This is a genomic window from Streptomyces sp. NPDC019224 (assembly GCF_040632605.1).
GTDB lineage: Bacteria > Actinomycetota > Actinomycetes > Streptomycetales > Streptomycetaceae > Streptomyces.
On sequence record NZ_JBEYCF010000010.1, the window covers coordinates 108,258 to 128,358 of the forward strand.

Genomic DNA, 20,101 nt, shown 5'->3' on the forward strand with positions numbered 1-20,101 from the left:
GCCGGGCACACCGGGGCCCACGGCCGTGCGCCCGGGCGCTCAGGGCGTGTCCGGCTCCTGGGCGGGGGGCGCGGTCTCCCCCGGTCCGCCCATCACCGACCCCGAGGGCCCCTGCGGCAGCTCCTCGGGCTCGGCCATGCCGTCGGTGGGCCGGTAGGTCCTGCGGAAGGCGAACTCCTCGACCAGAGCGGCGAGTTCGCCGTCACTGTCCGGGCTGCCCTGTTCCTGCTCGCTCACCCTCGTCGGTTCCTCTCACCGGCTGCTGCCGCGCGGGCGGCAGCAGCACCTCCAGTACGTCGATGTCGCCCGCCCGGACGTACACCCCCGCCGTGCCGGGCACCCTGCCCAAAAAGCTGCCGTCCGCCCCCATCCGGTACTGGGCCTCCAGATAGAGGTCCCCGCTCTGCGGATACGCCGACACGGCGGACCGCGAACCCAGCCAACCCCCCACCCACAGACCGCTCTTGAGCCGTACGCGTACGAAGCAGGAGCCGCGCCCGCGGAAGAGGGCGTCCCAGGCGGTCGGCGTCGGCTCGTACCGCGCCCGTGCGTGCCGCCGCTGCCACGCCGCCTCCGCCCAGGCGAGGGCGGCCGGCACCGCGACGATGAGCAGCAGCGCGGCGAGGCCCGCCTGCCGGGGCTGTCGCGCCACCCCGGCGAGGGGCCCGTCGCCGTCCCCCAGCAGCACCCGCAGGAGCCACGGCCCGGCGGCCACCACGTACAGGGTGTCGAGCAGGGCGCCCGCCGCGATGGCGCGCACGAGGCGGTTCTGGGGCTCCTGCTCGGCGGCGAGCGGGCCGCGCAGCCGCTCGCGTACGGCCTGGTAGCAGACGCCGGGCAGCACGAGGATCAGCAGGATGGTCAGCTGCTGCACCGTTCCCGGGACCATCGTGGTGCCACACCCCCGCGCCGTGTACGTGCCCGAACCCTGCCGTCCCAGAATGACGCACCGGCCACGCCCGCGTCAGGGCCTGAGGAAAACCGCCGAGCCGGAGGCAGGACCGCACCGCCCGCCGGCCCGCACCGCCCCTCGGACGACACCCGGCCCGCACCGCCCGCCGGACGCCCCCCGGCCCGGCCCGCACCGCCCGCCCGCGCCCTTCACCTCCGCCGGCGCCGCCTGCCGAGGAAGAGCACCAGCCCGAACGCGGCGAGCACAATGCCGCCGGTCAGCGGGGTGCCCTTCATCGGCACCCCCTCACCGCCGCCCGTGTCCTTCGCCCCGCCGGCCCGGTGCGCGGCCCCGCCGCCCCCGTCCCCGCTCTCCTCCAGGTCCACCCGCACGACGTCGCTCCGCTCCCCCTCGGAGCCGTACATCAGCGCGGAGCCGTCCGCCGTGAACGTCACCGACTCCGACTGCGGCAGGAGCGGCGAGTCGACGGCGTGGTCCTTGCCGAGGCGGCCGTCGGCGAAGACGTAACCACGGGCGCTGAAGTAGGAGCGCAGCACGAGCTCCTTGCCGTCCGGCGAGAAGGCCCCGTCGGTCACCCAGGGCACCTCGCCGACCCGCCGGAAGACGTTGTCGGCGCCGGCGTCGAGCTTCGCGGGCCCCTCGTACAGCCCGCCGCCCTCCTCGTTCTTCGACGCGATGTAGACGCGCCCGGTCTTGGGGTGGACCATCAGCGCCTCCGCGTTGCGCGGCCCGTCGGCGTACTTCACGTCGAACTGCGTCGCCCGGACCGTCGCGTCCTTCAGCACCTTCGGCTCGGGGAAGCGGTAGATCCAGACGTGGTCCCAGGAGCCGTTGAGGTTGTCGCCGATGTCACCGACGTACACGTCCCCGTCCGGGCCGATCGAGATGCCCTCCACGTCGCGCGGCTGCCCGACGCCCTTCATGGTGATCGTCGCGACGGTCTTCCCCGTACGGGAGTCGACGGCGAACACGTAGGGGCCGTCGTCGCTGTCGTTGTGCGTCCAGTAGATCCCCGGGTGGGCGCGGCTGGCGGCGAGGCCGCTGGACTCGGTGATCCGGGGGTCCTCGATCGTGAAATTCCGGTCGGCCCCGTCATCGGCGGCGAGCGCGGGGGCCGCCGCGGCGAGGGCGAGCAGCGCGGCGGCGCCCAGGGCCTGTCCGGGGGAGGACGTCAGTCGGTACGAACGCATGGCACAAGTGTCCATCGTCACGTACCGGGCCGAAGCCATGATCGGCCATGATGACGCCATGCGTTTCATGTGTGTCGGCGATTCCATGACCATCGGGCGCGCCGGCGACTTCACGTGGCGCTACCACATGTGGCGGCACCTGGAGGCGGCGCCGGACGGCCCGCACGAGCTGGTGGGCCCGCGCACGGAGCTGTACGACGCGGAGACCGGCACCGCCGCCTCGTCCGCGTACGCCGCCGACGACTTCCCGCCGGCCGCGCGCCGCCACCTGGCGGGCTGGGGCGAGGGCTGGCTCCACATGGCCCCGCTGATCGCGGACGCGGTCACCGCGCACCGCCCGGACGTGCTCCTGGTCTCCCTCGGCCTGATAGACCTCGGCTTCTACACGAACAGCGAGCAGACCGCGGAGAACGCCCGCGCCTTCCTGACCGCCGCCCGCCGGGCGGACCCGCACATCCGCTGCGTCCTCCTCCCGGTGATCCCGAACATACGCGCCGAGACGGACGCCCCCTTCGCGGAGGAGTGCGCCCGCTTCAACGAACTCCTCGCCAAGGCGACAGCGGACCTGGACAACCCCGCCTCCCCCCTCCTCCTGGCCTCCCACCTCCCGGCGTACGACATCCACACCGCCACGTACGACGGCACCCACCCGAACCCCGCGGGCGAACACCACCTGGCCGCGGCCTTCGCGGACGCGATGCACCAGGCGTGGGGGGTGGGCGCGGCGTACGCGGGGGCGGCGCTCGCGGCAGCGGCTACTTCAAGAAGCCGGTGAGATGCAGCGCGTGCGACGTCGTCTCCAGGCCGCCGGACCGCCGGGGCCGCCGGCAGCCCCGGCGCCCCCTGACGGCCGGGGACCGCTCTGTCGTTCGTCGGTTCAGACCGCGGTGGTGAGCTTCACCGGTTCGATGCCGGTCGCACTGTGCCGTTCGGCCCAGCTCTCCAGCGCTGTGCGGCACGCGTGGTCGAGGTGGTGCAGTCCTGTCAGGTCGAGTTCGACCGGGCGGTCCTGCGGGAGGGACTCCAGTGTGTCGAGGATCTTCGGCAGGCGGAGGAACGTGGCGTTGCCTGCCAGGTGTGCCTCGATCGGACCGGCGCTCTTGTCGATGACTTCCAGTTTGACGTGAGAGGCCTCCCAGGCGGTCTTGGCGACTGCCAGGGCCAGACCGATCAGGACGCCCTCGAACATGTTCACCACGACGATGGCGAGGGCCGTGACCACCAGGATCGCCGCCTCGCCCCTGTGCTCCCGCCACAACACGGCGACCTGGCGGAACGGGATCAGTTTCCAGCCCGCGTGCACGAGGATGCCGGCGAGCGCGGGCAGGGGGATCAGCGCCAGGACGAACGGGAGCGCGGCGGCGAACAGCAGCAGCCACACACCGTGCAGAACCCGTGAAGCCTTGGTCTTCGCACCGGCGTTGACGTTGGCCGAACTGCGGACGATCACCGCGGTCATGGGCAGGGCGCCGAGCAGTCCGCAGACCGCGTTGCCCGTGCCCTGGGCGACCATCTCCTTGTCGTACTCGGTGCGCGGACCGTCGTGCAGCCGGTCCACGGCTGCCGCGCTGAACAGGCTCTCCGCCGAGGCGATCAGCGCGAACGCGATGATCGTGCCCCAGATGGCGGGAGTGGCCAGTTCACCGAAGGCCTCGGCGCCGGGCGGCTGGACGACACCGAGCAGGCCCTCCACCTCGACGGTGGCGACCGGCAGTCCGAGGCCGAGCGTGGTGGCCGTCGCCAGCACCACCGCGGCGAGGGCCCCGGGCACGGACTGCACCCGCTTCGGCAGTTTCCTCCACAGCACGATGACGGCGATGGTGCCCGCGCCTACGGCGAGGGAAGCCAGGGCCTCGGTACTCCCGAGCGCGTCGGCGAACGCGCGGGGCAGGCCCGTGATCTTCCCGATGCCGGTCTCCGGAGCCTTCAGGCCCGCCGCGGCGTAGATCTGCCCTGCGATGATCACCAGGCCGATGCCGCAGAGCATGCCCTCGACGACGGAGACGGATATCGCCCTGAACCAGCGGCCGATTCGGAAGAACCCCATGGCGAGCTGAAGCAGCCCGGCGATCAGCACGATCACGCCGAGCGTGCCCACCCCGAACTCGCTGACCGCCTCGAAGACGATCACGGTCAGACCGGCGGCCGGTCCTGACACCTGGAGACTGCTGCCGCGCATGAGGCCGGTGACGAGGCCGCCGACGATGCCGGTGACGAGCCCCAGTTCGGCCGGGACGCCGGAGGCGACCGCCACCCCCACGCACAGGGGCACCGCGACGAGGAAGACGACGATGGAGGCGAGGAAGTCCTGACGTAAATGAGGGAACCTGGACAGCACGGTGATCACCTGTCCCCTCAGAGCGTCTCGAACGTGTCGGTGTCCGCGCGGTGTTCGCGTACGAGTCCGGTGTGGACCTCGTAGTACCAGCCGTGCAGGCGGACTTCACCGGCTTGCAGGCGCTGTTCGACGCAGGGGTAGGAGCGCAGCCGCAGGAGCTGTGTCAGGACGTGGTTCTGCACGGCCTCGGCGACCGTCGGGTCGGCGGGATCGGAGCACGCGGGTTCTTTCGCGGCGTGCGCGAGCCAGTCCCGTACGGCGGGAACCGAGGCCAGGTCGTCACCGCGCACCATGGCACCGACCGCGCCGCAGTGGGAGTGGCCGCACACCACGATGCTCTTGACGCCGAGGACTTCGACGGCGTACTCGATCGTCGCCGCCTCGCCGGTGGGGGTGACGGAGGCGTACGGGGGAACGATGTTGCCGGCGGTGCGCAGCTCGAACAGCTCGCCGGGCCGGGCGCCCGTGATCAGAGCCGGCACGACCCGGGAGTCGGAGCAGGTGATGAACAGGACCTCGGGAGACTGGCCCGCGGCGAGGCCCGCGAACTTCTCGGGGCGCCGGCCGAAGGTACGTGCGTTGTCGATGAAGGGCTGCATGGTGTGGTGATTCCTCCTGGCGCGTCGTAACGGCGCGTCGGACTTGCCTGACAGAGATGTGGGGGCCGTTCCGCTCGGTCAGCAGCGGAACATCTGGGGTGCGGCCCCGGAGGGGGCTGCGGATCTGCTCGACGCGCGGCCGTGTGCGGCGCTGGGCGCGGCGTGGTCGGGTCCGGCCACCGGTCCCCGGTTCGAGGTCTTCAGCGGGTGACCGGCCGGCCCGGGTGTGCGTGTCCGTACAGGACGGTCGCGAGCCCGGGGTGACCCGATCAGGTCACCGCAGGTCGAACGGGCCGAAGGCGTCGAAGCCTCCCTGAGCGGCGGGACGGCACGGAACGCCGACCCGCTCCGGGTCGTAGGGGCTCGCAGCACGCTCTTCCCTTCCGGCAGGTGCACGCCCGTGGCTCGAACCAAAAGATCGTCAACTTTGGGTCAAGAACACCATAGGCAAGTAAAGTCGCGTGCCGGGTTAACTCCATGTGACGGCCAGGAAAGAGCCCGGAAAGTGAGGGCTGTTTGGCCGGATCCGCATTCGTGGGCCGGAGCCGCCTCGCCGGCCACCTCATCGAGCCGACCGCGTCGTCGTCGGCGTCGCCCGGACGTGACCCCGACGCCACGGGCCGACCCGCAGCCGCCGTCACCCGGACGGCTTCGCCCGTACGTGCATCCGCTCCCCCTGCGGTCCGAACAGGCTCAGGAACTCCACCGGTTCCGGACCCGCCGCCCCCCACCAGTGCGGCGTACGGGTGTCGAACTCGGCCACCTCCCCCGCCGTCAGGACCAGGTCGTGGTCGCCCAGGACCAGGCGCAGCCGGCCGGAGAGGACGTACAGCCACTCGTAGCCCTCGTGCACCCGTTGCTCGACCGGGCCGGGCGGGGTCGTCGCACCGGGCATGACCTGCTTGTACGCGTTCACGCCGCCCAGGTGCCGGGTGAGCGGGACGAAGGTCATCCCGTGGCGCTTGAAGGGGCGGAAGGTGACCCTCGGATCCCCCGTCTCCGGTGCGCCCACCAGCTCGTCCAGCTGGACCCCGTACGCCTTCGCCAGGGGCAGCAGCAGCTCCAGGGTCGGTTTGCGGCCGCCCGACTCCAGGCGGGAGAGCGTGCTGACCGAGATGCCCGTCGTCTCGCTCAGCTGGGTCAGCGTCGTCCCGCGCTCGGTGCGCAACGCGCGCAGACGGGGGCCCACGCCCGTCAGGACGGCGGCCAGGTCGTCGTCCGCCACGGGCCCGTCGCTGCTGTGGTGCTCCTTCGCCGCCATGGTTCCATTTGCCGGCCCGGCAACGCGCCTTGTCAACCGGAGGCGCCCGGGGAACCCTCCGCCGCCGGGCCGATCATCGCCATCGTCAGCCGGGTGAACTCGCTGGTCAGCCAGGACGGCGGCACCTGGCGCGGCCGCCGTCCGTGATGGGCCAGCAGCTCGTCCACGGACCGCGTCAGCACCTTCACCACCACCGCCAGGTCGCCGTCGACCCCGTGCCCGCGCGTCCGGGCGCGTTCGGACTCCGCCGTCAGGAACTCCACCCACACCGAGCGCCACATCGTGAGGTGGTCGTCCATGGCCCGGCTCACGCCCAGCACCTCGACGAAGGCGACCCTCGCCGCCTGCGGGTCCCGCGTGACGGCCCGGACATAGGCGTCGAAGAGCCTGCGGACCCGCTCCTCGGTCGGACAGGTGTCCATGCCCTCGGCCGACAGTTCGACCTGCGCGGCCTGCATCCCGGTCATCGCGACCTCGTCGTACAGGTCGGTGAGCAGCGCCTCGCGCGACTCGAACTCCCGGTGGAAGTCCCGGACTTCCACCCGCGCCGCCGCGCACAGGTCCTCGACGGACGTATGGGCGTAGCCGTACACCGCGAACAACGTCCGCCCGGCCGCCATGAGCCGCGCGCGGCTCTGCGCGGGGTCGCGCACCGCTCGTACACCGTCCCAAAGCTCCACCACGGTATCCACCACGGGTCCTCCTCAGTCCGTCCCGGCCCCCGGCCACCACTGTCCACGCCCCGCCGCTTCCACGGCAAAGACCGCCACACCACGAACGGACGTGCGCTTCACCGCGCTTCGGCGCCCTTCTCCGGGATCGCCGCGGCCCGCTCCCGCCACCCGCACCGTTTCCGGCGTCCCGGTGGACTCCGAGGCCGTCACGGCGGCCACTTCACGAAGCGAACCTCCTCGGCCGCGCGGGGGACACAGGTGCCTCCGGCGGCTTCCGTACGAGGCGGTGGCGCACGAACCCGAACACCGACCGCACTCCCTCCGCGGGGAGTGCGCCCCGCGTCGCAGCCAGTCGGCCGCCACCCCGTGCGCGGCGCGCACGGAGCGTAACGACGCGCTCACCGTACCGCAGGAATTCCGTCCGCGACCACCTTGGCCAGCAGCTCGAACAGCAGCGCCGTCTCCACGAACGGATCCTGCGCGGTCGGCCGCGAACGCCAGTCCAGCGGGTACGTCAGCCCGTGCAGCGCGGGCACCCCCACGAAGTCCGAGCCCTTGCGCACCAGCGCCTCGGCCCCCGCCGGCCAGCGGTGCGCGCCGGCCGTACCGGGCGGGACGAGGAAGTACACGCTCCGCACCCCGATCCGGGACCGGACGATCGGCCCGGCCCGAAAGTCCGTGAACTGCATGATCTCGTACGCCACTTGCTCGCCGAGGATGCCCGGGATCCGGATCGCGTCGAAGTGGATGCCCGCGTGCCGCAGGGCGTGGCCGCTCGCGGGAATCCACGAGTGGACCGGGGCCGGTGAATTTTTCGGTTCCATACGGTGAGCTTCGACGTCCGCACGTACGGTGACCAGGGACACAAGGCGTCTGTGCACTGTTGTGCACGTGGAGGTGGGGCTGTGCACTCCAGTGGTACCGGGGGCGGAACCGCCGCCATGTTCGGCGCGTTGTTGCGCCACTACCGCGAACTGGCAGGGCTGTCGCAGGAGGCGCTGGGGCTCAGGATCGGCTTCTCCAAGTCGCAGGTGGCGATGGTGGAGCGGGGGCAGCGCCCGCCGAAGGGGGACTTCGTCCGGCAGGCGGACGGGGCGCTCGATGCGAATGGGGCGCTGATCGCTGCGGCGGGGCAGTTGAAGTTCAGCAGCGTGGCCACCTGGTTCGAGCCGTTCGCCGAGGAGGAAGCCAAGGCTGTGGCGCGTTACGAGTACGAGTGCCACGTCGTGCCCGGACTACTGCAGACCGAGGCGCACGCACGCGCTGTGTTCGGCCAAGCGTGCCCACCCCTGGACGATGACGCGATCGAGAGACTGGTGGCCGGACGCCTGGCGCGACAGACCCTGCTGACACGCAAGCCGCCGCCGGACATCAGCTTCGTCCTGGAACCCAGCGCGCTCATGCGTCCCATCGGCGGCCGGGACGTGCACCGGGCGCAGCTCCAGCACATTCTCGAGGCCAGTCAGTTGCGGCATGTGCACCTCCAGGTGATGTCCGCCCAGCGGGAGACGCACTCGGGCCTGAGCGGGTCCTTCGTCCTGGTGGAGACCGACGACCGGCGGAGACTGGCGTACCTGGAGGTCCAGGACCGGAACTTCCTTGTCAGTGAACAACCCCACCTGGGAGACCTGTTCGCCAAATATGGGAGGCTGCGGACCCAGGCCCACGGGCTGGAAGAGTCGCGCGAGTTGATCAAGCAGATGGCAGAAGGACTATGAGCACTGACCTCAAGTGGTTCAAGAGCAGCTACAGCGGCGAAGGTGGCGGCAACTGCGTAGAGGTCGCCGCCTGCCCGAACACCGTCCACGTGCGCGACTCCAAGGACGTCACCGTCCCCGCCCTCGCCCTCTCCCCCGACGCCTGGTCCGCGTTCGTCCGGCACACCGCCGCCTGAGGCGCCACGCGGACGGCCGGGGCCGGAAACCCGTTACGGGCCGCGCCCCGGCGCCTGCCATCATGGCCCGATGGACGCTCCCACCCCCATCGACCTGGACACCTGGCCGCGCCGGCAGCACTTCGCGCACTACCGCGACCGCGTGCCGTGCACGTACTCGATGACGGTGGAGATCGACGTCACCGCGCTCACCGCCGCGCTGCGCCGCTCGCCGCGCAAGTCGTACGTGGCGCAGGTGTGGGCGCTCGCCACGGTGGTGAACCGGCACGAGGAGTTCAGGATGTGCCTGACGGAGTCGGGTGACCCGGCCGTCTGGCCCGTCGTGCATCCGGCGTTCACGGTCTTCAACCCGGAGCGCGAGACGTTCGCCTGCGTGTGGGCGCGGTACGACCCCGACTTCGGTGCGTTCCACGACGCGGCGGCCCCGCTGCTCGCGGAGCACGCGCGCGCCACGGAGTTCTTCCCGCAGGGGCCGCCGCCGCCCAACGCCTTCGACGTGTCGAGCCTGCCGTGGACGTCCTTCACCGGCTTCAACCTGAACATCCGCGACGGCTACGACCACATGGCCCCGATCTTCACGCTCGGCCGCTACACCGAACGCGAGGGCCGGGTCCTGCTCCCCCTCGCCGTCCAGGCCCACCACGCGGCGGCGGACGGCTTCCACGCGGCACGCCTGGTGAACGAGCTGGAGGAACTGGTGGGGGACCCGTCGGAGTGGCTGGACCGGGGCGCGTCCCTTTGACGCGACGGCCTGTCGGCCGGATGCGTCCGGCCGGCCGGTGATCTGCGTGCCGCCCTCGACCACCCCCGGCCGGTCCCGCCCCACAGGCCGAAGGCGCACACCCACGGTCTGCCCGGCGGGAGTGCGCCTTCACGTCCCGGCGCGGCGGAACTCAAGGTTTGTGGGTCACCCAGAGCAGTTCCGCCGGCCAGCGGTGTGCCCAGTCGGGTGGGTCGGTTTCGTTGTAGCCGTTGGGTGTTCCGGATCCGGGGCGCGGCTCGATGAGGTCGTCGACGACGAGACCCGCGCCGCGCAGAACCCTGACCCAGTCCCCGTAGGTGAGCTGGTAGCTGGTCGCGCCCTGCTCTTCGTCCTCGGCGATGGTGCCCAGCCCGAAGTAGTCCTGCCGCAGCGTCGTGGTCACGCGGCCGGCCGCTTCGTCGTAGCAGGCTTCGAACCACGGGCTGGCGACGTTGAACACCAGGCGCCCGCCCCGGCGCAGGACGCGGGCGGCCTGCGGGACGGCCAGCCCCGGGGGCGCCCAGCTGAGCCCGCCGAAGTCGCAGAACACCAGGTCGAAGCTGTCGGCGGCGAAGGGGAGCTGTTCGGCGGCGCCCTGCACCAGCGGGTAGCGGTCCGCCCCCATCGCGCGGGCCGCTGCGGCGAGCTGGACTTCGGACAGGTCGAGTCCGACCACGGTGGCGCCCTCGGCGGCGAGCGCCCGGGACCACTGGCCGGCGCCGCAGCCGAGTTCGAGGACGCGCTTGCCGGTGACGTCTCCCAGGGCGTGCAGCTGCCCGTCGGGGATGGAGTACATCCCCCACAGCCTGGGTGAGGCGCCGATCCGCGGGTCGTGCTCGTCCTGGTAGGAGCTGCTGATCCGGTTCCAGAAGCGCCGGTTGGCGGGGATGCTGTCCACGGGCCGACTCCAGCACTGTTCACCGGGGGCGGTCAACACGAGGAGCGCGCGGCCGGGCCCTCGCCCCGGCTCCGGCCCGGCCCGTACGTCAGCTCCGCAGCTCGGCCAGGTCCTCCTCGCCGAGCACGAGGTCGCGCGCCGCCATGTTCTCCTCCAGGTGGGCGAGGTTCCCCGTGCCCGGGATGGCCAGCATCACCGGCGACGAGGCGAGCAGCAGAGCGAGCTGCACCTGCGCGACGGTCGCGTCCAGCCGGGCCGCCACCTTCTCCAGGCGGCCGGTGTCCAGGGGATTCCAGCCGCCGCCGAGCGGGAAGAACGGCACGTACGCGATCCCGGCCGCCTCGCACTCCGCGAGCAGCGCCAGGTCGTCGGCGTACGCGTTCTGCACGCACACCACGGGCGCGACGGACCGCGCCTCGGCGAGCTGCGCGGCGTCGACGTTGCTGACGCCCAGGTGCCGGATCAGCCCCTCCTCCCGGAGCCCGGCGAGCACGGCGAACCGCTCGGCCACGGACTCGCCGCCGGTGCCGTTCACGCCGCCCACCCGGAGGTTGACCACGTCGAGCCGGTCCACGCCGAGGGCCCGCAGGTCCGCCTCGACCAGGCCGCGCAGCTGACCGGGGGCGGCGTGGCCGCTCGGGACGCCGTTCGGGCCGGGCAGCGGGCCGACCTTGGTCGCGATGACCAGGTCGTCGGGGTAGGGGGCCAGCGCCTCGCGGATCAGCTCGTTGGCGCGGACACCGCCCCGGGCGTAGAAGGCGGCGGTGTCGATGTGATTCACGCCCAGCTCGACGGCCCGCCGGAGGACCGCGATGCCGTTCTCGGGGTTGCGGGCGGGGCCGTCGAACGTACCCGTCGGCAACCGCATCGCGCCGAAGCCGAGCCGGTTGACGGGAAGGTCGCCGCCGAGGGCGAAGGTGGGGGTCGTCGTCATGGCTTCATGCTCTCCGGAGGTCCGGGGGCGGCCCAGCCCGTGGCAGGTTGCTGCCAGACTGGCGGGATGCGGAACGAACAGATCTTCTCGGTCCACGGGGACGCGGAGCTGCTGGCGCGCGCCGGACACCTCCTCGAATCCGCCCGCACCGAGTTCCTGTGCGCCGCCCGCACCCTGACGACGTGGCCCCGGCCGGCGACGTGGACGACCCCGGGCCCCGACTTCACGACCCGGAAGCTGCTCACCCCGGCGGCCCTCACGGACGAGGCGACCAGGGAGCACCTGCGGCTGGTGCTGGGCGCGGGCGCCCAGGTGCGCGTCACCGACTCGGAACTCCCGCACGAGACGATCATCATCGACCGCCGGGTCATGATCCTGGCCGGCCGCGACGCGCCTGCGGGCCGCGAGTACTCCGTGACGACGTCGAAGAACATGGTCGACGGCGTCCACTCCCTGTTCGACGCGATGTGGCACCGGTCGACGGACTACACGACGTACCTGGCGACGGACACCCCGCACCTGTCGCCGGAGTCCCGCCGGATCCTGGAAGCCCTGAGCACCGGGCAGACCGACGCCTCGGCCGCCCGCCGGCTGGGCCTCTCCCTCCGCACGTACCGCCGCCGCGTGGCGGACCTGATGACCACCTTGCAGGCCGCGTCCCGCTTCCAGGCGGGCCTGCGGGCGGGTGAGCTGGGGCTGCCGGGGCGGTGAGGGCGGGGGCACGGCGGGGCCGCGGGGGCGGCCGCCGCACGCGGGCCGTGCGTGGCGTCCGCCGGTGTCACCCGGCCGGGATCTGCTGGGTGAGGTTCACCGCGTTTCCGTCGGGGTCCTTGATGTGGGCGACGCGCTGGCCCCACGGCATGTCCTTGGGGGCGCCGCCGACCGAGCCGCCCAGCGCCTCCACCCGGCCGAGCGTCTCGTCGACGTCGTCGACACCGATGCTGAGCAGGATCCGCGGCGCCGCCCCGCTCCCCGGGTCCGCCTTGGTCACCAGCCCCAGGTCGGTGTCGCCGATGCGCAGGCCGCGGTAGAAGGCCGGGCCTTCCGCCGGCACCCGGAAGATCTCCTCGGCGCCGAACAGTTCCGTGTAGAAGCCGATCAGGACGTCCTGGTCGGCGGTCAGGATCACTGGCTGGATGGTGGACATGGCACTCCTGTCGCGAACGATCGTGTCACTGGACAGACCGTTCTCGAACGACGAACTCATCGGCCCCGACATGGGAGGGTGATCCTCGGCCCCGCCCCGGTGTCCGCCGGAGCCGTGGAAGGCCCGAGCGAAGGACCCCGACATGTCCCGCGATATGAGCCGCGGCGCTCGGCTCGCCGCCCACGGCGCCGTCTCCACGGCGCTGGCCCTGCGCGGTGACCGCGGTCTGCGCGAACTCCTGGCCACCGGCGCCCCGCTCGGCGCGGGCATCGGCGGGCAGACCGTCCTGCTGGAGGTCGAGGGAACCCCGGTCTTCGTCAAGCGGGTACGGCTGACCGATCCGGAGCGGCGGCCGGAGCACGCGCACTCCACCGCGAACCTCTTCGGGCTCCCCGCCTTCTGCCACTACGGCATCGGCACCATCGGCAGCCCGGGGTTCGGGGCCTGGCGGGAGCTGGCCGCGCACACCATGACGACGAACTGGGTCGTCGCCGGGGACCACGAGGGCTTCCCCCTGATGTACCACTGGCGGGTGCTCCCGGACTCCGGCCGGCCGCTTCCCGACGAACTGGCCGATGTGGACCGGGCCGTCGCCTACTGGGGCGGCGGATCGGCGATACGCCGGCGGCTCGAAGGCCTCCGGCGGTCCACGGCGAGCCTCGTGCTGTTCCTGGAGTACATCCCGCACAACCTGCACGACTGGCTGGACGTCCGGATCGGGGCCGGCGAGGAGGCGGCGGCGCGGGCCTGCGCCATGGTGGACGACGAGCTGAAGGCCGGCATCGCGTTCATGAACGCGCACGGGCTCCTGCACTTCGACGCCCACTTCCAGAACATCCTCACCGACGGCCACCGGCTCTTCTTCGCCGACTACGGCCTCGCGATCTCCTCCCGTTTCGACCTCTCCCCGGACGAGGCCGCCTTCTTCGACGAGCACCGCGCCTACGACGAGTGCTACGCCGTCAGCCACCTGGTGAACTGGCTGTCCGTCGCGCTCTACGGCCACACCCCGGAGGATCACAGGGCATTCGTGGACGCCTGCGCCCGAGGGGTCCCCCCGGAGAAAATCCCCGCACCGGTCGCAGCGCTCCTGCTCCGCCACGCCCCGGTCGCGGCGGTGATGGGCGGCTTCTACCGCGCGTTCCAGCGGGAGAGCCGGACGGCTCCCCATCCGCTGGCCGCGGCCGAAAGGATGAGGGCGTGAAGAAATACATACTCTTCGACCACGACGGCGTCCTGGTCGACACCGAGTTCTGGTACTTCAAGGCCGCGGAACGCGCCCTGGGCGAGGCCGGTTTCGCGCTGGACGAGGAGCAGTACCTCCGGGACATGGCCCGGGGATCGGGCTCCTGGGCCCAGGCCAGGGCCGCCGGTATCGACGACCGGACCCTCGGCCGGGTCCGCGACGCCCGCGACGGCTACTACCAGGAGTACCTGCGGACCGAGGCCATCGAGATCGACGGCGTCGTCGACACGCTCGCCGAGCTGTCGGCGTACGCCCGCATGGCCATCGTGACGACGGCGAAGCGCGCCGACTTCGACCTCATCCACGAAAAGCGCCGGATCCGGCAGTTCATGGACTTCGTCATCGTCCGCGAGGACTGCGAACGCGCCAAGCCGCATCCGGACCCGTACCTGGCCGGGCTGAAGCGCTTCGGCGCCACCAGGGAGGAGACCCTGGTCGTGGAGGACTCGGCCCGAGGACTCGCCTCGGCGGTGGCGGCCGGCATCGACTGCGCCGTCGTGCACAACGAGTTCACGAAGGCGCACGACTTCTCCCGGGCGACTCACCGGATCGACAGCCTGAGCGAACTGAAGGACATCGTCCTCCGCCAGGGCTGACCTCCGCCCCGGCCGGTCCCACCCCCGCCACGGGGCGGCGGTCCTCGCCGCCGCCGCACCGCTGAACGCCCGCTTCACCAGGGGTCCCGCCCCCGTGCGGCCGGACGGGTTACCGCCAGGAGGAGGGACCTCGGCGTCCGTGCGGGTGGTCCACGGCCTCGCCGCCGCGGGCGGCCGGGCGGCCGGACTTACGTTCCCCGGCATGAAACGCACCAGTGCCGTCGCCACGACCGCCTGCCTCCTGTGCCTGGCCGCCGCCGCCATCCCCGCCGTCCCCGCCGCGGCCGACTACTCCGGCAACCCGCTGACCGGGGACAACGGATTCGGGGTCATCGTCCAGGACGACGCCGTGCTGGGCAGCACGGAGACCGAGGGCTCGGTGGCCATCGGCGGGAACCTCACCTACGGGCCGGGGTACAACGTCGCGCTGCAGACCCCCGGCACGTTCACCGCGCCCGGTGACGACCGGCCCACCGCCCTGCTGGTGGGCGGCAGGATCGACCACGCGGCCAGTTCACCGCAGGGCGTGCTCCAGGTCCTCAGCGACGGCTATGTGAAGGTCGGCGACCCGACCGGCTCCTCGATCCTCGACGAGGACTCCAACGGCGCCGAGGTCAACACCCAGATCGTCGCCGCGGGCGCCGCGTACAACTCCACGCCCCGCGTCACGGAAACGGTCCGCCAGCCGGTCGAGTCCGTCACCGACACCACCGGGCTGCCCGACCTCGACGCCCTCTTCGCGGCCTTCCGCGACCGCTCGGACGCCATCGACACCTGTGACACCAACGTCGTCCTGCGCGACGCGTCCGGCGATCCGCTGCCCGACCAGACGGGCTTCCCCGCCGGGACGAGCGCGCACGTCACCCTCACCGAGGGCGAGACGAACGTACTCCGGCTGACCGGCGAGCAGTTGAACAACCTGTCCGAGATCGTCTTCGACACCCCGCCGACGGAGACGACCCCGTTCGTGGTCGACGTCGACACGACCGGCACGGGCGGTACGTACGTCTGGAGCATCCCGAACCTCGCGGGCGTCTCGGGCGCGCAGGCGCCGTACATGCTGTGGAACTTCCCCGACGCCACCGACATCACGATGGCGGAGGGCGACTCGCTGGAGGGCACGTTCTACGCGCCCAGGGCCCATCTGACGGACATCGACGCCTCCAACATCGAAGGCACGGTCGTGGCACGGCAACTGACGGCCGGTCCGCTCGACGAGGACGGCGCCTCGGTGACCGCGGGCGAGATCCACCAGTTCCCGTTCGCCGCCGACATCGACTGCAGCGGCGCGGATCCGTCCCCGTCCCCCACCCCGACTCCGACTCCGACTCCGACCCCAACCCCGACACCGACACCGACTCCCACCCCGACCCCCACTCCGACTCCGACGGACCCCACCCCCACGCCGACGCCCACGGAGTCCACCCCCGGACCGCACCCGACGCACAGCCGTCCCGTCCCGCCTCCGGACCACGGCGGCCACCACCAACCCCCGGACCACGGCGGCGACCACCACCGGCCCCCGGGCGGCGGCCTCGCCGACACCGGCACGGCCGCCACCCTCTACGCGGCGGCCGGCGCCTTCGCCCTGGCCACCGCCGGCATCTTCCTGCTGGGCCGCCGCCGCAGGCCGAAGCACTGACGGAAGGACGGTCCGCCGGGCGGTGTGCGGGGCCGCGGCCCGGGTGGCACCGGCGCGACGGCGTACGAAGGCCCGGCGGCCCCCTCGACCGGACACGGTGGCCGGGCCTCCCCCGTACCCCGGGAGAAGAGGCTCACCGCCCCGGGAAGCGCTCCCCGCACGCGCTGCAGAACACCGGGGCCGACTCCGGGGACATCCGGCCGCACTCCGGGCAGACCCGGTCCAGCGCGCAGGGGGCCTCGCCGCCCTCCCGGGCGTACACCGTCGGCTTGAGCGCGAGTCCGGGGCGGCGGCGGTGCACCGTCAGGTAGGCGAGGCCGTCCGGGCCCGCCGCCAGGGAGCGCCGCGAGGTGCGGGGCAGCCAGGTCGCCGTGGTCGGGGTCAGCGTCAGGGGCGCCGAGCCGTCGCCGGGGACCAGGCGGCCGCTGCCCGCGAGGACCACGAGGAGGACGTCGAGCACGTCCTCCTGGTGCTCCCCCACCTCGGCGCCCGGGGGCAGCCGCACCAGATTCGCGTCCAGCTCCCTCCCCTGCCGGTCGAGCTGCCACAGGGCCCCTCGGCCGTCGGGGCCCGCGGCGGCGAGCAGGTCGTCCAGTACGGCCAGTACCTCGGGAGTCGCGTTCACAAGGCCCAGGCTACGACCGCGTGGGAGCCGGCGAAGGCGTGGCCGGACGCGGAGCTGACGGTGGTCGAGGACGCGGGCCACCTGGGCGGGGCGGCGGCCGGCCGGGCGGTCCTCGCGGCTCTGGACCGGTTCGCGGGGGCGTGGAGCGAGGGAAACACTTGCTTCGAGCGCGCTCGAAGGAGTTGGCTTGGGGTTCATGAAGTACACGCAGCTCGGACGCACCGGACTCAAGGTAAGCCGCCTCGTCCTGGGGACGATGAACTTCGGCCCCCAGACCAACGAGAGCGACAGCCACAGCCTCATGGACGCCGCGCTGGACGCGGGCGTGAATTTTTTTGACACAGCGAATGTCTATGGGTGGGGCGAGAACAAGGGCCGTACCGAGGAGATCCTCGGCACCTGGTTCGCGCAGGGCGGCGACCGCCGCGACAAGGTCGTGCTCGCCACCAAGGTCTACGGCAACATGGGCGCCGACGGTGAGGCGTGGCCCAACCACGACAAGCTGTCCGCCGTGAACATCCGCCGGGCCGTCGACGCCAGCCTGAAGCGGCTGCAGACGGACCACATCGACCTGTACCAGTTCCACCACGTCGACCGGTCGACCCCGATCGAGGAGATCTGGCAGGCCATCGACGTACTGATCCAGCAGGGCAAGATCCTGTACGCCGGTTCCTCGAACTTCTCCGGCTACAAGATCGCCCAGGCCAACGAGCGCGCCCGGCAGCGGGGCAGCTACGGCCTGGTCAGCGAGCAGTGCATCTACAACCTGATGCAGCGCGGCGCCGAGATGGAGGTCATCCCGGCCTCCCAGGAGTACGGCCTCGGGGTCATCCCGTGGTCGCCGCTGCACGGTGGGCTGCTCGGCGGGGCGATCCGCAAGGAGCGCGAGGGCGGCGGCGCCCGCTCCACCTCCGGCCGCTCCGGCGAGGCGCTGGCCGACCCGAAGGTGCGGGCGCAGGTCCAGGCGTACGAGGACCTGCTCGACAAGCACGGCCTGGAGCCCGGCGAGGTGGGCCTCGCCTGGCTGCTGACCCGGCCCGGGATCACCGGTCCGATCTCCGGCCCGCGCACGCGGGAGCAGCTCGACTCGGCGCTGCGCGCGGTGGAGCTGGAGCTGTCGGCGGAGGTGCTGGACGCGCTGGAGGAGATCTTCCCGGGTCCGGGTCCGTCGCCGGAGAACTTCGCCTGGTAGGTCCTGGTAGGTCCGGGGGAGGCCCTGGGTCAGCCGAGGGCGGCCGCCACGGCGACGACGGCGAACATCAGTACGAGCACGGCCGCCATGATGCGGTTTCTGGTCTTCGGGTCCACCCGTCGAGCGTAACCGGACCGGCGGCCGTGAACGCCACGCGGCCCCACCCCGGGAAACCGGGACGGGGCCGCGTCGTCCGCGTACGGAGGAGAACCCCTACGCCGCCGTCGCCAGCTGCTCGCGCTGGACGAGCCGTACGTGCGGGCGGCCCGGGCGCAGGTCGACCTTCAGGCGCAGGCCGCCGAGGCGGGCCAGGATCACACCGATGCCGAGCGCCGCCGCCAGGGACAGCGCACCGCCGACCACCATGCCGGTCCGGGGACCGTACGTGTCGCTGATCCAGCCGACGATCGGGGCGCCCACCGGCGTACCGCCGGCGAAGACCATCATGTACAGGCTCATCACCCGGCCGCGCATGGCCGGGTCGGACGCCATCTGGACGCTGGTGTTGGCGCTGATGTTGGTCGTCAGGCCGATCATGCCGATCGGCACGAGCAGGACCGCGAAGATCCAGACCGACGGCGCGAGCGCCGCCACGATCTCCAGCACGCCGAACGCCGTACCGGCGGCGACCAGCATCCGCAGCCGCGAGGAGCGGCGGCGGGCGGCGAGCAGGGCGCCGACGAGGGAGCCGGCCGCCATGAGGATGTTGAAGAACGAGTACATCCCGGCGCCGCCGTGGAAGATCTCGTCCGCGAAGGCCGTCAGCCAGATCGGGAAGTTGAAGCCGAACGTGCCGACGAAGCCGACCAGGACGATCGGCCAGATCAGCTCGGGACGGCCCGAGACGTACCGCAGCCCCTCACGGAGCTGCCCCTTGGCGCGCGGCACGATGACGGCCTTGTGGAGCTCGCTCGTCCGCATCATCATCAGGCCGACGAGCGGCGCGAGGAACGACAGGCCGTTGAACAGGAAGGCCCAGCCGCTGCCGACCGTGGTGATCAGCACACCCGCGACGGCGGGGCCGACGAGCCGGGCGGACTGGAAGTTGGCCGAGTTCAGGCTGACCGCGTTGCGCAGCTGGGCGGGGCCGACCATCTCGGACACGAAGGCCTGGCGGGCCGGGTTGTCCACGACGGTGACCATGCCGAGCAGGAAGGCGATCAGGTAGACGTGCCACACCTCGACCACGCCCGAGAGCGTGAGCACGGCGAGCACGACACCGCAGGCGCCCAGGGCGGCCTGGCTGACGAGCAGGAGCTTGCGCTTCGGCAGCCGGTCGGCGATGACGCCGCCGTACAGGCCGAACAGCAGCATGGGGAGGAACTGGAGTGCCGTGGTGATGCCGACGGCGGCGGCGGACCCGGTGAGGCTCAGGACGAGCCAGTCCTGCGTGATGCGGGACATCCAGGTACCGGTGTTGGAGATCACGGCGCCCGTGGCGAACAGGCGGTAGTTGCGGATCTTCAGCGACGAGAAGGTCCCGCCGGTCTTGCTCTCGTGGGTGGAAGTCGGTGCGGGGGCGGAGTCTGCTCCGGATCCCGTACTCAAAAGGGTTCGCCTCCTCGGCGTGGGCATTGCGCTGACTGACGGGGAAGCGGAGGGGGCGGTGTGCCCCCCGCCGCTACAGGTGGGCGAGCTTCTCCAGCACGGGCGCCGCGGTGCGCAGCGTCTCCCACTCGTCCTCGTCCAGGCCTTCGGCGAGGGTGGCCAGCCAGGCGTTCCGCTTCTTGCGGCTCTCGGCGAGCATGGCCTCGGCCTGCTCGGTCTGGCTGACCATCTTCTGACGACGGTCATCGGGGTGCGGTTCCAGCCTGACCAGGCCCTTGGATTCCAGCAACGCGACGATGCGGGTCATCGACGGCGGCTGTACGTGTTCCTTGCGGGCCAGCTCACCCGGCGTGGCGGAACCACAACGGGCGAGAGTCCCGAGGACCGACATCTCGGTCGGGCTCAGCGACTCGTCGACGCGCTGGTGCTTCAGGCGCCGGCCGAGCAGCATGACGGCGGAACGAAGGGAGCTCACGGCGGCGGCACTGTCGCTGTCGTGGATCAGGTCAGGCATGTTTGTTAGCGTAACTCATTACTTACGCTAAGGACCACTTGGTGGTACACGCGCGCGGGCGGGCTCGCGTCACCCGCGAGAGCGGGATCACCAATCGATCACCCAAACGAGTGAGTCAAGGGCGGAAAATCACGCGCGGCGGGCCCGC

Annotated in this window: 23 protein-coding genes and 1 pseudogene; 10 read left to right on the forward strand and 14 right to left on the reverse strand. The window is 71.9% G+C overall.

What is annotated here, in order from left to right; all coding sequences use genetic code 11:
* Window positions 1-39 precede the first annotated feature (39 nt).
* From ABZ564_RS09175 to ABZ564_RS09185, 3 genes are all read right to left on the reverse strand, one after another.
* Entirely contained in the window at window positions 40-237 is a 198-nt protein-coding gene (locus ABZ564_RS09175) for a hypothetical protein (protein ID WP_360852002.1), read from the reverse strand.
* Entirely contained in the window at window positions 203-874 is a 672-nt protein-coding gene (locus tag ABZ564_RS09180) for a DUF6338 family protein (RefSeq protein WP_360852005.1), read from the reverse strand. Before ABZ564_RS09180 ends, ABZ564_RS09175 begins: the two co-directional genes overlap by 35 nt.
* A gap of 227 nt (window positions 875-1,101) precedes the next feature.
* A complete protein-coding gene (locus tag ABZ564_RS09185; RefSeq protein WP_360852008.1) occupies window positions 1,102-2,103 on the reverse strand; it encodes a WD40 repeat domain-containing protein in 1,002 nt (333 codons plus the stop codon).
* Between ABZ564_RS09185 and ABZ564_RS09190 the strand changes: the two genes are divergently transcribed.
* Window positions 2,102-2,878, forward strand: coding sequence for a GDSL-type esterase/lipase family protein (locus ABZ564_RS09190; RefSeq protein ID WP_360852012.1), 777 nt, complete (start codon window positions 2,102-2,104; stop codon window positions 2,876-2,878). The genes ABZ564_RS09185 and ABZ564_RS09190 overlap by 2 nt on opposite strands.
* 102 nt (window positions 2,879-2,980) lie before the next feature.
* Here ABZ564_RS09190 and ABZ564_RS09195 read toward each other — a convergent pair whose 3' ends face one another.
* The 5 genes from ABZ564_RS09195 to ABZ564_RS09215 all read right to left on the reverse strand — a co-directional run bounded on the left by ABZ564_RS09195 (window position 2,981) and on the right by ABZ564_RS09215 (window position 7,799).
* Window positions 2,981-4,450, reverse strand: a complete 1,470-nt coding sequence (locus tag ABZ564_RS09195; protein ID WP_360852016.1) for a SulP family inorganic anion transporter — start codon at window positions 4,448-4,450, stop codon at window positions 2,981-2,983.
* A gap of 8 nt (window positions 4,451-4,458) precedes the next feature.
* Window positions 4,459-5,040 carry a carbonic anhydrase gene (locus tag ABZ564_RS09200; protein WP_360852019.1) on the reverse strand — a complete coding sequence of 194 codons (582 nt, stop codon included), beginning with the start codon at window positions 5,038-5,040 and terminating at the stop codon, window positions 4,459-4,461.
* A 637-nt stretch (window positions 5,041-5,677) separates the two neighbouring features.
* Entirely contained in the window at window positions 5,678-6,265 is a 588-nt protein-coding gene (locus ABZ564_RS09205) for a helix-turn-helix transcriptional regulator (RefSeq protein WP_360852188.1), read from the reverse strand.
* Between the two features lie 68 nt (window positions 6,266-6,333).
* Window positions 6,334-6,996, reverse strand: coding sequence for a TetR/AcrR family transcriptional regulator (locus tag ABZ564_RS09210; protein WP_360852024.1), 663 nt, complete (start codon window positions 6,994-6,996; stop codon window positions 6,334-6,336).
* Between the two features lie 377 nt (window positions 6,997-7,373).
* Entirely contained in the window at window positions 7,374-7,799 is a 426-nt protein-coding gene (locus ABZ564_RS09215) for a hypothetical protein (protein WP_360852027.1), read from the reverse strand.
* A gap of 117 nt (window positions 7,800-7,916) precedes the next feature.
* Here ABZ564_RS09215 and ABZ564_RS09220 point away from each other — a divergent pair, with 117 nt between their 5' ends.
* The 3 genes from ABZ564_RS09220 (at window position 7,917) to catA (ending at window position 9,611) form a co-directional block, all read left to right on the forward strand.
* On the forward strand, window positions 7,917-8,693 hold the full coding sequence (locus ABZ564_RS09220; protein ID WP_360852030.1) for a helix-turn-helix transcriptional regulator: 777 nt from the start codon (window positions 7,917-7,919) through the stop codon (window positions 8,691-8,693).
* Window positions 8,690-8,869: a DUF397 domain-containing protein gene (locus ABZ564_RS09225; protein ID WP_360852034.1), complete on the forward strand. Its 180-nt coding sequence runs from the start codon at window positions 8,690-8,692 to the stop codon at window positions 8,867-8,869. Before ABZ564_RS09220 ends, ABZ564_RS09225 begins: the two co-directional genes overlap by 4 nt.
* A gap of 70 nt (window positions 8,870-8,939) precedes the next feature.
* Window positions 8,940-9,611, forward strand: a complete 672-nt coding sequence (catA, locus tag ABZ564_RS09230; RefSeq protein WP_360852037.1) for a type A chloramphenicol O-acetyltransferase — start codon at window positions 8,940-8,942, stop codon at window positions 9,609-9,611.
* A 151-nt stretch (window positions 9,612-9,762) separates the two neighbouring features.
* On the opposite strand, the gene ABZ564_RS09235 is transcribed toward catA, so the two are convergent.
* The gene (locus ABZ564_RS09235; protein WP_360852039.1) at window positions 9,763-10,509 is read right to left on the reverse strand and encodes a class I SAM-dependent methyltransferase; all 747 of its coding nucleotides are present in this window, start codon (window positions 10,507-10,509) and stop codon (window positions 9,763-9,765) included.
* Between the two features lie 88 nt (window positions 10,510-10,597).
* The gene (locus tag ABZ564_RS09240) at window positions 10,598-11,443 is read right to left on the reverse strand and encodes an oxidoreductase (RefSeq protein WP_360852042.1); all 846 of its coding nucleotides are present in this window, start codon (window positions 11,441-11,443) and stop codon (window positions 10,598-10,600) included.
* 66 nt (window positions 11,444-11,509) lie between these two features.
* On the opposite strand from ABZ564_RS09240, the gene ABZ564_RS09245 reads away from it, so the two are divergent.
* Window positions 11,510-12,154 carry a DNA-binding response regulator gene (locus ABZ564_RS09245; protein ID WP_360852045.1) on the forward strand — a complete coding sequence of 215 codons (645 nt, stop codon included), beginning with the start codon at window positions 11,510-11,512 and terminating at the stop codon, window positions 12,152-12,154.
* 67 nt (window positions 12,155-12,221) lie between these two features.
* Here the strand turns inward: ABZ564_RS09245 and ABZ564_RS09250 are convergent, their stop codons facing one another.
* Window positions 12,222-12,590 carry a VOC family protein gene (locus ABZ564_RS09250; RefSeq protein WP_360852048.1) on the reverse strand — a complete coding sequence of 123 codons (369 nt, stop codon included), beginning with the start codon at window positions 12,588-12,590 and terminating at the stop codon, window positions 12,222-12,224.
* A 142-nt stretch (window positions 12,591-12,732) separates the two neighbouring features.
* Between ABZ564_RS09250 and ABZ564_RS09255 the strand changes: the two genes are divergently transcribed.
* The 3 genes from ABZ564_RS09255 (at window position 12,733) to ABZ564_RS09265 (ending at window position 16,074) form a co-directional block, all read left to right on the forward strand.
* On the forward strand, window positions 12,733-13,794 hold the full coding sequence (locus ABZ564_RS09255) for a protein kinase family protein (RefSeq protein ID WP_360852051.1): 1,062 nt from the start codon (window positions 12,733-12,735) through the stop codon (window positions 13,792-13,794).
* Window positions 13,791-14,432, forward strand: coding sequence for an HAD-IA family hydrolase (locus ABZ564_RS09260; protein ID WP_360852054.1), 642 nt, complete (start codon window positions 13,791-13,793; stop codon window positions 14,430-14,432). The genes ABZ564_RS09255 and ABZ564_RS09260 overlap by 4 nt, the downstream gene beginning before the upstream one ends.
* A gap of 202 nt (window positions 14,433-14,634) precedes the next feature.
* Window positions 14,635-16,074: a choice-of-anchor A family protein gene (locus ABZ564_RS09265; RefSeq protein ID WP_360852057.1), complete on the forward strand. Its 1,440-nt coding sequence runs from the start codon at window positions 14,635-14,637 to the stop codon at window positions 16,072-16,074.
* Between the two features lie 133 nt (window positions 16,075-16,207).
* Here ABZ564_RS09265 and ABZ564_RS09270 read toward each other — a convergent pair whose 3' ends face one another.
* Complete coding sequence (locus ABZ564_RS09270) at window positions 16,208-16,699, reverse strand: hypothetical protein (protein WP_360852060.1); 492 nt, start codon at window positions 16,697-16,699, stop codon at window positions 16,208-16,210.
* A gap of 15 nt (window positions 16,700-16,714) precedes the next feature.
* Here ABZ564_RS09270 and ABZ564_RS09275 point away from each other — a divergent pair.
* A pseudogene (locus tag ABZ564_RS09275) lies at window positions 16,715-16,834 on the forward strand (prolyl aminopeptidase); the annotation flags it as partial.
* A 61-nt stretch (window positions 16,835-16,895) separates the two neighbouring features.
* Window positions 16,896-17,891, forward strand: coding sequence for an aldo/keto reductase (locus ABZ564_RS09280; RefSeq protein WP_360852064.1), 996 nt, complete (start codon window positions 16,896-16,898; stop codon window positions 17,889-17,891).
* 213 nt (window positions 17,892-18,104) lie between these two features.
* On the opposite strand, the gene ABZ564_RS09285 is transcribed toward ABZ564_RS09280, so the two are convergent.
* Both ABZ564_RS09285 and ABZ564_RS09290 read right to left on the reverse strand, forming a co-directional pair.
* On the reverse strand, window positions 18,105-19,439 hold the full coding sequence (locus ABZ564_RS09285) for an MFS transporter (RefSeq protein ID WP_360852067.1): 1,335 nt from the start codon (window positions 19,437-19,439) through the stop codon (window positions 18,105-18,107).
* A 73-nt stretch (window positions 19,440-19,512) separates the two neighbouring features.
* Entirely contained in the window at window positions 19,513-19,953 is a 441-nt protein-coding gene (locus tag ABZ564_RS09290; protein WP_360852070.1) for a MarR family transcriptional regulator, read from the reverse strand.
* Between the last annotated feature and the right edge of the window lie 148 nt (window positions 19,954-20,101).